The organism is Agriterribacter sp., from assembly GCF_035444585.1.
In the GTDB taxonomy this organism is placed as follows: domain Bacteria; phylum Bacteroidota; class Bacteroidia; order Chitinophagales; family Chitinophagaceae; genus Agriterribacter.
The window spans coordinates 1-13,168 of record NZ_DAOMOZ010000036.1; the positions used below are offsets into that span (position 1 = coordinate 1).

Annotated in this window: 4 protein-coding genes; all 4 read left to right on the plus strand. The window is 44.2% G+C overall.

All coding sequences use genetic code 11. The annotated features are described in order from the left end of the window. The first annotated feature begins 476 nt into the window (after nt 1–476). The 4 genes from PLH26_RS06100 to PLH26_RS06115 all read left to right on the plus strand — a co-directional run bounded on the left by PLH26_RS06100 (nt 477) and on the right by PLH26_RS06115 (nt 13,096). Nucleotides 477–2,918 carry a hypothetical protein gene (locus tag PLH26_RS06100; protein WP_324585111.1) on the plus strand — a complete coding sequence of 814 codons (2,442 nt, stop codon included), beginning with the start codon at nt 477–479 and terminating at the stop codon, nt 2,916–2,918. 9 nt (nt 2,919–2,927) lie between these two features. Further along, a complete protein-coding gene (locus PLH26_RS06105) occupies nt 2,928–4,034 on the plus strand; it encodes a hypothetical protein (protein ID WP_324585112.1) in 1,107 nt (368 codons plus the stop codon). 86 nt (nt 4,035–4,120) lie between these two features. Further along, nucleotides 4,121–12,136, plus strand: a complete 8,016-nt coding sequence (locus tag PLH26_RS06110; RefSeq protein ID WP_324585113.1) for a PA14 domain-containing protein — start codon at nt 4,121–4,123, stop codon at nt 12,134–12,136. 231 nt (nt 12,137–12,367) lie between these two features. Further along, nucleotides 12,368–13,096 (plus strand): LolA3 family protein, encoded by a 729-nt coding sequence (locus tag PLH26_RS06115; protein WP_324585114.1) that lies wholly within the window; start codon nt 12,368–12,370, stop codon nt 13,094–13,096. Nucleotides 13,097–13,168 lie beyond the last annotated feature (72 nt).

Genomic DNA, 13,168 nt, shown 5'->3' on the forward strand with positions numbered 1-13,168 from the left:
CCGCTTCGGATTTGAAATTTGAATTTTTATCTGGTTCTTGTGATTTGGTTCTTATGATTTGTTCCCCGACGCTTTGCGTTCAGATGCGGTGCTGACCCTCCTTTCGTCGGGTGCCGACCGCATCTCCGGACTTAGCGCTTAAGGCTTCAATTTTGAAATTTATTTGGTTCTTGTGATTTGGTTCTTATTATTTGTTCCCCAGGGCTTTGCGCTCAGATGCGGTACTGACCCTCCTTTCGTCGGGTGCCGACCGCATCTCCGGATTTAGAGCTTAAGGCTTCAATTTTGAAATTTATTTGGTTCTTGTGATTTGGTTCTTTCTTCCGATGGTTATATCATTTGTCTTTTTACAGCCATGAAAATATCATTACAGGAATTTATTTTTCCAAAAAACCTAAAAATTAATTTGCGGTTTATAAATCTTTATTTAGCTTAGTTGTGAAACTTTGTTGCTAACACCCCAATTGTAAAACACCTTGGCTAACACCAAAGCTATATTGTTTTTACTATGCCTGTTGCCTGTGCCCGTCATTGCACAGCAATTGAACAAGGCACTGTTGTTCCCACCATATTTAATCCCAGCAGGTTACAATACCAATAGCGATCGTTCAATATTTCCCTGTAAAGCATATTGCTATACAGGCGACAGTACTGTATACTATTTCCTTTTCGTTACCGGCGTTTGCAAAGGAAGTTACTATGCAAAACATATTGTTAAATCACAGCCTTTTGCAGCGAATTCCGACCGGGGTATTTCCCTCGAAATTGTGTGGCCGCGTTCTGTTCCGGAATTACACGGAAACGTGAGCTATGATTTCTTTTATCAATCTGCTATAAATACGCCGTATGCCCGCAACCGGATCATGCAGCACAGTGCCCGTGCAGCTATTTATACCACCATCGGCAAAACACTGCCCGTAACTGTTCATATCAACACCCGGCAAACCAATTCCCCTCTTTTTAAAAACCATACAGATGCCGGTATTGAATTTGACCGGCAGGCCTGGCGATCCGGTTTAAAGGAAAAGCTAAAGATTAAAATGATGGAGCCTATCCTGCAGGACAATCCGGATCATTTGCTTCATGCCGGTTTGCAAAAAAAATACGCATTGCAGCAACAGCTCGGTCAATGGCTGCAGGATAGTCGCCAGGTACAGCAATTGATGGATAGCCGCCAGTCTGTTGCCGCTATTGCGGGTTACACAGATATTCCGGGATACAGCAGTGAAACATTGGAAAAAAGCGTAAAAAAATATTTACAGGATACAGTTTCACGTGTAAGTGAGGGCACAGATCATACACAATGGATGCGCAAAGGCGCGGCACTTTCAGATCGTATAAAAAACATCGTTACCTTAAAAGAACAACGCACATCCTCCGGGACAGCAACACTTAACAACAACCAGCAGGAGGCGATTGCGTATCTGAAGAAGTACATGAAAAAAAAGGAAGAACACCAACAGCTTTCCGCTGAAGTGCGACAATTAGAAGAAAAGTACCGGAAAACAAAAGCAGCTATCCGCCAGGCAATGGATTCTGTTCACCAACTCGTTGATGCAGCCAATGGCCCGGACACATTGCAAAAGCTGGTTAAAAAATACGGATTGGACAGCAGCAAAACCTATCGCCGGGTAAAACGATTGATGGCAATTGAAAAGTTTTTTATTGGTCGCAGCGCGGTTGATCATTCGGAGCTTTCGGCAAAGCATATAAGCATTACAGGTGTGAACGCTGAATACAGTGGCCGATTCTATTGTGCAGTGGCGGCGGGTACCGTGGATTACGCGTACAGGGATCTTATGGTAAACGGCAGTCGCATACCGGGGCAATGGCTTACCCTGGTTAGAGCAGGCATCGGGAAAAAGAAAGGCAATAGTTTAATATTTACTGCATACAGGGGCGGCAGGAAAGCCTTGGGTTTAGTTAACAACAACAGCTCCCCGGTTAATCCGGTGCTGGGCATCACCATTGAAGGAAGATATTATTTAAATAAGCACAATTATATTATTGCTGAAGTAGCCAAATCTTCGTATCCCCAATACGTTCTCTTACAAAATGGTAACGATGGTCCGGCAAAGTCATCTGCACTTTCGGACCGCAGCAACGAAGCATATTCCATTCAGTTGTTTGCCGCCATTCCTTCCACCGGCACCCGTGTTTACGGCCAATACAAATACATGGGTCCCAACTTTCAATCCTTTACCATTTTTAATTACAACGCACAGCATTCGTCCTGGCAATTAAGTGCCGACCAATACTTCTTTAAAAGCACATTATTTGTAGCGGCATCCGTAAAAAACAATGAATACAATTCACCTTACACCATTTACAATTATAAAAGCAATGCCGTTCTTAAAAGCATCCGGGCAACACTGCGCATGAAAAGATGGCCGGTAATTTCCGCAGGCTTTATGCCGGCTTCACAATTGACCAAAGCAGGCAATGAGATCATGGAAACCCGCTTTAACATGATAATGGTTACAGCCGGTTATATGTACAGGGTAAAACAATATTACATGCATGTATCTGTCATATACAATAAGTTTTTTAACAATGCCGTGCAACAACAATTTTTATACCATAAAGCCAGTACCTGGATGCTTAACCACAGCATTACCGGACAACGGTTTACATTGAATACGATGCTTGCCCTGAACCACGACCCTGATTATACGCTTCTCACAGCAGAGGAAGGCATACAATACAGTATTGGTAAACGGATAGCAGCCGGCGGAGGATTGAAGTTGAACCGGATGAACCGGCAACCTGCCAAATCAGGTTACTACGGCAACGCACAACTGCAATTCGATGAGCTTGGGAAACTAAGCATTTCCTTCGACCATGGCTTTTTACCGGGAATGTCGCAAACCCTGTTGCCGAATGATTTATTTCGCATCATCTATTCAAAAACATTTTAACTACTACATATGAAGAGCCCGAACATTGGTATATTCATTTTTTTGGCTATTTTTCTTACAACCGAGGCTGCAGGCGGACAGGTATTGATGAACCCGCAACTGCCGGCTGCCGGACTGCTGCACAAAAGCCAGCTCTGGAATATTTTGCTCATCAGCCATTACGATTATAACCTCGGTGCACAATTGTATATAACAATGACAGATGTGCATTCAGGGCAAAAAGTATTGACGGGCATGTCGGGGCATTTCACCATTTCCAAAGGCGCAAAACAAACAATGCAGGCCGACCTGGAACCCGTACAGTACAATTATAACGGTTTGAATATTTCAAACAACAATACTGAAGGGCTTTTGGCTGCCGGAAAATATATGATCTGTTATACACTGGTTGTAAGCAGCAACAAAACGGGGCTCCCTGTTTCGGAAGCTTGCGTGCCGGTGGAAATTGACCCGCTAACGCCACCCCTGTTAATAACACCCGCCGATACATCATGGGTGGAAAGCCGGTATCCCAATTTTACCTGGCTCCCGCCTTCACCCGCGGCAATGGTTCCTCAACTGCACTATGAGATATTGCTTGTAGAGATGAAAGAAGGGCAAAACGCTTATGATGCCGTTCAGAAAAATACACCGGTTTACATGCAAAAGTATTTATCGGCAGCCTTCCTGCTCTATCCCTCTTCTGCCAGATCATTAGAGCGGGGCAAACACTATGCATGGCAGGTTATCGCCAGGAACGGTGAAGCATATGTGCAAAAAACGGAAGCATGGAGCTTTAAAGTTAAGCCAACCGATACCATTGTTAACCTCGATACCGTTGCCTATCCCAAATTGAAGAAGGGCTACGATGCACATTCCTATATCTGCCGAAACAATATAAAATTCGAGTACAACAATGAAACCGGCGATTCATCAGTAAAAGTAACAATATACGAATGGCAGGGCGAACCGGGAAGAGAAACGGAAAACAGGCTAATTCGTATGAAGCCCGGACAAAACTTTATTGAAATGGAGATGAGCACCCGGAAATATAAAAACAGGCAACAGTATTTAATTGAAGTAATAAACGACCGGAAAGAAACCTGGAATCTGAAATTCACCTGCGTGAGGGAATAAATAAGGGTTGCAGGGAACAGAGTGCGGGGTAGTTTTTGGGGGTTGGGATCGGGGGAGAAACAGCTAACATATAAAACACCACATCAATGATACACCAGTTTTTGAGCAGGCACCGCAGGGGCGCCGCTGCCACATTATTGTTGGTATTTTTTTCACAATGGTGTTGTTCCGTTTACGGAATACACCGGCGGTTTGTTTGTGATCGTTCTTCATGTTCACACAGCTATGCAAACCGGAACATGCCCGGTAGCCCTCAACATGGTATTCTACATAATCCTATCGTAGAATACCCGGAAGGAAGAGCAGCGCGGGCTTTAAATGTTCTGCAGGGAAGCATTAACGGCATAAAGAACAGGAACGAACGAAAAAAAATATTTTTGGGTCCGGGACCAGGGCAACCCGAAATGCAAAGTTTTCAAAGCATAAACAGCAGTAACCTTGTTGACCTGTTCAGTGGTGATCTCTCTTATTCCATACCCTTGCTCGACGTGGGTGGTTACGCAGTTAACATTCATTACCGCAGTGGCATCACTATGGATCAGGAAGCCAGTTGGGTAGGATTGGGATGGAACATCAATCCAGGCTCCATTGGAAGAAATATGCGCGGATTGCCCGATGATTTTAATGGAGAAGACATGGTTACAAAAACAAACTCCATGCGCCCCAACTGGACAGCAGGTGGAAATGTTGCTTTGGGAATGGAAGTTTTTGGATTGGAATTGAACAATTTTAATGCGGGCTTGAACGGCTCATTGTTTTACAATAACTATAAAGGAATAGGGCTTTCGGCAGGCGCTTCCGCAGGCTACCAGTCATCTGTTGGCAGTAAAGGCGCCTTTACCGCCGATTTAGGGTTGCAATCCAATTCTCAAAGCGGCGTAAGCATTGCTCCGTCATTTGAGCTCGAATACAAAAGAAAAAATGCGGAGGCTACCGGTATACGAACCAGCGGGTATTCCGTTAGTTCATCATTCAGCACCCGCAGCGGATTGCAATCTTTAAGCATTGCATCAAAGGGCAGGATTAAATATAAAAATGACAGCAGGAATAATATATCCGCTAAAAGCGCTTCGTCTTATACGGCTTCACGCGACCTGGTGAATATTTCATTCGCCCACCAGGCCTATACGCCATCTGCCAGTATACCCTTCACCAGCTACCAGTTCAGCTTTAACCTGAAGCCCGGCGGAGAAGCTTTCGGACTCCATCCCAATGTTTCTTTTGGTGGTTATTTTTCACGGCAATACATAGCCGAAGATGATAAAAAGCAAATGCTCCCGGCTTTCGGTTATATGTATTATCAAAAAGCCCGTAATGTATCAAAAGCACTGTTAGACTATAACCGTGAAAAAGAGCTTACTTACCGGGCTACTCCCCCTACCCCGCATATTGCCATCCCAAATTATACCTATGATGTGTATAGTATTACCGCTGAAGGAACAGGTGGCATGTTTCGCCCGTACCGGGGAGATATCGGATATGTGAGGGATGCGGATATTCGTTCTAAAAGTTTAGACGGGAGCATCTCTTTAGACCTGGGAGCAGGCAATCTCGTTCATGCGGGTTACGATGTGCATGTGAATTCGGCAATAACCGCTAACGGTGCCTGGACCCAAAGCAACCTGATGACTGTACAACTGCCTTTTAAAGAATCCGATAGCAGTTTTGAAGCCGTTTATTTTAAGAATCCTGCTGAAAAAACGATTAACCTGCAAAGTTATTACGACAGGCTGGGTGATACCGACCCGGTACTGGCGGTAATGAGCGCTAATGACGACCCCACACTTTCGCCATTTATTCAACGGTATAAAAACCTGCTGTCCTGCGGCAATAAAATTAAGGTAGATTCCCTACAAACCATGAAACGCTACAGGGATAAACGCAGCCAGGTGATCAGCTATTTAACCGCTGCTGATGCCGGGTTGTTTGGTTTAGATAAAACAATATCCATCTATCCTGTAAATACCTTTTTTGCACACAAATGTGATCTTCCTGTTTGCAGCGATCCCGATCCCCGGCATTGCAAAACAATTGCAACCGAAAGCCGTACCGCATCGTTCCGTAAAAAACATCACCTCTCCGAAATTACAGTGCTCAATGCAGACGGCAGAAGATATGTGTATGGCCTGCCGGTTTACAATACCATGCAGAAAGATGTGAGTTTTAGCGCAGACAAAAGCGGCGCGGATCTGCAAAGCGGGTTAGTGGACTATGTGCCGGGATTGGACAATACAACGCGCAATACAAAAGGAAAGGACAATTTTTACGGGGCGGAAGAACTGCCGGCCTACGCTCATTCTTTTTTGCTTACAGGAATTGTTTCGGCGGATTATTCCGATAAAACGGGCGATGGCATAACCGATGATGATATGGGTGATGCGGTAAAGTTCAATTACAGCAGGATCTATGGCAATGACAATATGTTCCACTGGCGTGTGCCCTTTGCTCAAAATAAGGCCACCTATAATGAAGGATTGAAAACAGATAACAGCGATGATAAAGGCAGCTATATCTACGGGCAAAAGGAAATATGGTACCTGCATTCGCTCGAATCCAAATCAATGATCGCCACTTTTACGCTCAATGACCCGCAAAAAGGAGAAATAAGAGAAGATGCTCACGGAGTAAAAGATGAAAATGGGGGAACCGATCTGCAACAGCCGCTCCGGTACCTTAAACAAATTGACCTGTACAGCAAGGCAGATTATATTAAAAGCCACGATGAAGCCAAACCCGTTAAAACCGTTCATTTTGAATACAGCTATGAGCTTTGCCGGGGTACTCCGGGCTCCCCATCCGGCAAAGGAAAATTAACCCTTAAAAAGATATGGTTTACCTATAACAGGAATGACAAAGGGCAGAAAAATCCTTATGTTTTCCTGTATCACCCGCAGGATGCAAATGATCCCAACAGCATCCCGGAAGCTGTTTACAATCCGCCGTACGATCCTAAAGGCTTCGATCGCTGGGGCAATTATAAGGATGCCGGCAACAACCCGGCTCAAATGAGCAATGCCGATTATCCCTATACGTTTCAAAATGGCGATGAAACCGTTAATGGCCGGTGGAACAGCACAAAAGCTGCTGTATATGCGGCAGCATGGACACTCAGCGATATACTGCTTCCTTCCGGAGGAAGAATGAATATACAATATGAATCGGATGACTATGCCTATGTGCAAAACAGAAGAGCCATGCAAATGTGCAGGATTCTTGGCTTTGGCAACTCTTCCGACCCCGGCAAAAAAACAAATGCCCTGTATGGTGCAGCTACGGAAGCGTACAAGGATTACCGCTATATATTTATCAAATTACCCTCACCCGTAAGCGCCACAACATCTGCCGGGATTAAAAAGGAAATTTTTCAGAAATACTTATCCGGCTCTTCCAAACTGTATTTCCGGCTCCGGGTGCAGATGCCCTCTGATACATATGGCGGCGGTGAGGAGCATGTAACTACCTATGCCCAATATGAAGAATATGGGCTGACCTCCGATAAAAGTATTGCCTGGATCAAAATAAAAGGAACCCACATGTTAAAACCCGGGGATGGAGATGCCAGTCCGCTGGCTAAAACAGCGCTGCAGGTGTTAAGACTTAATCTTCCTTCCAAAGCCTATCCCGGCTCCGATCTTAACGGGGATATTGATGCGCCGGCGTTGGTTAAGTCCACGTTTGCCGTAATGGGCAACATCAGCGAATTGTTTCTGAAATTCCCGGTACAGGCCAGGATAAGAGGCTGGGCAAGAAAAGTAAATACCGAACGATCATTTGTACGACTGACCAACCCAGGATATAAAAAATATGGCGATGGGTTAAGGGTTAAACGGATAACGATTTATGATAACTGGAATAAAATGACTGCCGGAGCAGAACAGGGCGCAACATATGGGCAAGAGTATGATTACACAACCACCAGGAACATCAATGGAGTTAAAACGGTGATCAGCAGCGGCGTGGCAAGCTATGAACCCGGCATAGGCAATGAAGAAAACCCATTCCGCGAACCCATTGAATACAATGAGCAGATAGCGCCTTTAGCTCCTGTTAATAATATGTATTCAGAGCATCCCCTTGGAGAGGCATTCTTTCCTTCGGCTGCCGTAGGTTACAGCAAAGTAAGGATGCATACCATTCATTATAAAGATGCGAGATCGGCAAACGGTTATGAAGAATCGGAATTTTATACCACTTATGATTTTCCTACGATTGTGGAACACACGCCGCTGGAAAAAAGAAAATACAACTCCGAAAACCTGCTGAATATCCTGAACCTGTATTCAAAAAGAGCACTGGCTTTTTCGCAGGGGTTTAAAATAGAGATCAACGATATGAACGGGAAACCGAAAGGCTCAGCTTCTTACCCTGAAAACGACCCGGACAATCCTCTGGCATATACAAAATATTATTACAAAGTGGAAGACGAGAATGCAGAATTCAAGCGACTGGCCAATACCGTGGCTGCTGTTGATTCGGCCAACGGTCATATTAATATGCAGGCACAGGTTGGAAAAGATGTTGAGCTGATGGTTGATATGAGGGAGCAGGAGTTTAAATCGCAGGGAGCAGGCATTGAATTTAATATAGATGGATTTATGGCCGGCCCTGTTCCTGTAAGCATCCCATTCCCCTGGCTGATGCCCCATTTTGAAATGAGTCGTTATCGGTCGTGTGCTATAACCAAAATAGTACAGCGATACGGTATTGTTGATAAAGTAATGGTGTATGAAAAAGGCAGCTTGGTTACCACCGAAAACCTTTTATACGATGGCGAAACCGGCGATGTTTTATTAACCCGCACTCAAAATGAATTCAATGACCCGGTATACCGGTTCAATTACCCTGCGCATTGGGCCTATAGCGGTATGGGGCCGGCATATAGCAATATCGCTGCCGTTTTTCACAATATCAGCTTCAGCAATGGAAAAATTACAGATGCCCCGCGTTACCCCGGCATTGAAAAATATTTTGAAAGCGGTGATGAGGTTAAAGTTTTTAGCGGGCTGGAAAAACAGGCTGAGAAAAATGGCACAAATGGATGTACGGGCTTCGGTATTTGTAACGAACCTGTGATGAGCGCTGCTGCTACAAAAAAACTATGGGCATTGCATTCCTCCAAAATTTACTTCAATAAAGGATTGCGGGGTATATATTTTATTGATGAAAATGGAAAGTTCTTTACAGGAACAGGTAACGATCTGCAAATACTTCGTTCCGGCAAAAGAAATCTGGCAGCCACTCATACAGGCAGCATGGTGAGCCTGCAGAATCCTGTACAACAGGTGGCAGGACAATGGAAATTGGTGTTGAATGCTGCTACCGGGGTAATTAATGCTTCGGCTGTTTCATACAACGATTTATGGAAAGTGGAAGATGCGCGATACCAGCCCCTGACGGTTACAACAAGAACAAACGCCACGAAAAGAATAATACTTAATCCTCTGCCTGGTCGAACATTTTCTATAAGCCGCGATTTTAAACAGAAAACATTGGGTGGCATTGACAATGAAGATTTTCGCCCCTTTGTTAATACACCTTACTTTGAATGCACGGAAAATACACCGGAACGCAGGTTCGACAGAAGAGAGGCGCATGTACTGGAAAGCTGGATGCAGTTTGATTTTAGCGCGCTGCCTTCCGACGCTGCTATAATAACTGCAGAACTTAGGCTTCAGCCTCACCTGGAAGGTCATACCGAAACCAGGGGATATGTTCGGCACAGGAATCACGATGCACTACACCCGTACAATAGCGGACAATACGACAACGAAGCTAAAATTCAGTTGGATTTAAACACAGTATTAAATAACGTGTCTCTTAATGCATTAACCGACAATGACGCAAACACAAGGAGTATTTTTAACGGGAATGATCTTGGTATTTCCTCCGCCCGGGTTTTTGCAACAGCTAAGCAAAACAATTATATCATTAATGTAAAGAGCCTGGTGAACGAATCACTGTCAAACCCTTCACGTCCCGGATGGTTCAGGATAAGAGCAAACCACCACGATAAGCGGGCCAATAAGCTTTGCTTCTGGTCGGTTAACAGCTATACACAGGATTATATAAACGGCTGTAATCAATACGGCCCGGTTAACAACAATAACACACTTATCAATCAATCATCGCCGCTTCAGCAAAGCCAGTCAACTTTGATTGCTTCCGCGCTTGCTACCCCCGATTGCAGCAGTTGCAGCAACGTAACCGATGGCTATAATGCCGGTACCAAACTGAATATACCCTGTTCCACAGCCCCGCAGTTGATCATTGAATACATTTCCTGCAGCAATGGTGAAAGGCTTGTACAGGAATGTGATTCCTTTTATTGTGAAAAAACGGTTGTCACAGACACCTGTGTCTCCCAAATTAACGGCATAGCAACCAACCCCTACCGCTGGGGCATGCTCGGCAACTGGAGACCGGAGAAGAAGTACAGCTATTATGGAGACAGAACAGAAGCTGAGATCTCCGGCGATGATAACAAAACCAATATCCGAACCTATGGTACCATTAGCGCGTTCTCTCCTTTCTGGATATTTGGTTCAACCGGAATAAGTGCTTCAACCGATACCCTTTGCTGGGTATGGAATATGCAAAGCACCCGATTTAACCGGAAAGGTTTTGAAACAGAAAATAAAGACCCCCTGGGGAGATACAACACCGTACAATATGGATACCATGAAAGCCTTCCGGTAGCTGTAACGCAAAATGCAAAGTATACAGATCATGCATTCGACGGTTTTGAAGATTATGAATATAATAACGGTAACTGCGATGAAGGTTGTTCCGTACAAAAGCATATGAATACCGATGCGCTTAATAACTATATAACAGATGAAGAAGCGCATAGCGGAAAGTTCAGCCTGGGTATCCCTGCAGGGAGCGACGCAGGAATACGGGTTCTGCTGGAAGATACTTCGCATACCGGCGCCCTTTCTTATCTTGAGTTTGCATCAGATACTTTACATCGCAGCACTATTACGCGGGTAAACAACGGGGCAGGATTAAAGGCCACTGTTTATAAAAATTACAATTACTGGAACGATAATTATGGATTGGATGCTTATAATTACAGTACAGGCACTTCTGCGCCCGTCGTTAAAAATGGGGTGGATGTTAATTACGACAGGAGAACTTCAACCCGGAATAAACTCGGATTAACCAGAAATCAACACTTTTACAAAGTAGTATGGGAAGGATATCTTACCCTTCGCAAAAGCCGCAATGCCGGCAATACAGACCCCCAAGGTGCTTACCGGTTTAGTGTGGCAGCCGACAATTCTTTTAAATTATGGATAGATGATAAGCTGGTGCTGAATGCGTTTCCCAATGAACCTGTATATTTCAATAATGCCAGAAATGCATTTTTATACAGTGATCCTGTTAAAATGTACCATGGTAAAGCTTACAAAATAAGAATAGAGCATACCGATGGCGAAGGCGAAGGGCTTGCTGTGCTCAACTGGAAAAAGCCAGGCATGACCTATCCCGGAATCATTCCTGTTGCCAACCTGCACAGCAGCATGAGCGCAGCAGAAGCTGCACTTGTTAAAAACACAACCCGCTGTATTGACTGGGAGGGTACAAGAGCTTCTGCCAATATACTATACAAGGAATTTGCACCTTCTGCCGGTAATAAGTACATAATAAGCACATGGGTAAAGGAGCAAAGTGATTGCAGTTGCGATAATTATGAAAACGCGTCTGTAGTAATTGACTATACAGATGAATGGGGTAATCATTTTGCGCAGCACAATATACTTAAACCTTCGGGCAATATTATTGAAGGATGGCAGCGCATAGAAAAAGCGATTATCATACCACAGGGAGCAAAAAAAATGGAAATCCATTTTAAAGCCGCAGGCAAAGAGGGAAATTCAGGGAAAATATTTTTCGACGACTGGCGCTTTCTTCCCTACAACGGTATCATGAAATCATTTGTATATGATGCGGTAAGTCTGCGCCTTATGGGTGAGCTGGATGAAAACAATTACGCCACATTTTATGAATATGATGATGATGGGTCTTTAGTAAGAGTGAAAAAGGAAACAGAACGTGGCATAAAAACAATTAAAGAAACCCGTACCGGATGGGGGTTATAGAATATGGACATTCCCGTGGCCGGTACGTACCGAAGGAGCGTCAGACCGCGGATAAATGTGGAAATGTGAGAAATGTGGAAATGTGAAAATAAGCGACCGGTACGCGACGAAGGAGCGTCAGATCGCGGGTAAATGTGGAAATGTAAAACTTTGAAAATGTCGCGGTCAGTATGCAACGAAGGAGCGTCAGACCGCTGTGTATGAAGCAGAAATCAACCAAAATATAGCACCATGATATTGTCCGGGAAAACATCAGTTGTTGCATTGCTGTTACTGATTACCGTTAACAGCTATACCCAGCATTTCGACCGTGCAGCCGAAGAGCTTTTCAAAATCAGGAACGCTTATTCAGGTTCGGGCTATAACAGCTTTACTGCACAATACCGGTATGCAATGGAGGATGCACCAGGGAAAATATTAGACACCCTTACCGCCTATATAAAAACAAAAGGCCGCTATTACTATTGCAAAATGGATAAGATGGAATTTATTCAAAACGACAGTATAAATGTGGCTGTATATCATAATGAAAAAATGATCGTGCTTACAAACCCTGCTGCGGGCGCTGAAAAAGGGCGGCTGGTAATTGACAACTGGGATTCTTCTTTCATTGCCGCTAACACTGATTCGGTAATGCTCACAGATGGCAAAACGCTTAGAACCTTATATTTTTACTTTACGCCGGGATCCTCCTACAGTTCCGGCACCATTACATACAACAGAAAAGACTATCGCCCCCTAAAAATAAGTTATACACAAAGAGCCACTCAAAATCATGCACCCGGTAAAAATAAACCGAGTGGCATTATTATTACCGTGCTGTTTTCGGCACATAGCAAAGCGGCTTTTAAAGACATGACTTTCGATCACTCCAGATTTGTAAAGAAACAAAACAATAAATGGGCAACCGTTGCTACCTATAACAGTTATTCAGTGGTAAACAACGTATACGTTGAATGAAAAGTAAAGGCAAGCTGTTTTCCGAGAGCATGCTTTAGACTGATCATAAACAACGTTGTACTGCAAAATGGA

Excerpts from the sequence above, each read along its gene's own strand:
- PLH26_RS06105 (WP_324585112.1), top strand. The coding sequence starts at position 2,928 with ATGAAGAGCCCGAACATTGGTATATTCATTTTTTTGGCTATTTTTCTT.
- PLH26_RS06115 (WP_324585114.1), top strand. The coding sequence starts at position 12,368 with ATGATATTGTCCGGGAAAACATCAGTTGTTGCATTGCTGTTACTGATT.
- PLH26_RS06110 (WP_324585113.1), top strand. The coding sequence starts at position 4,121 with ATGATACACCAGTTTTTGAGCAGGCACCGCAGGGGCGCCGCTGCCACA.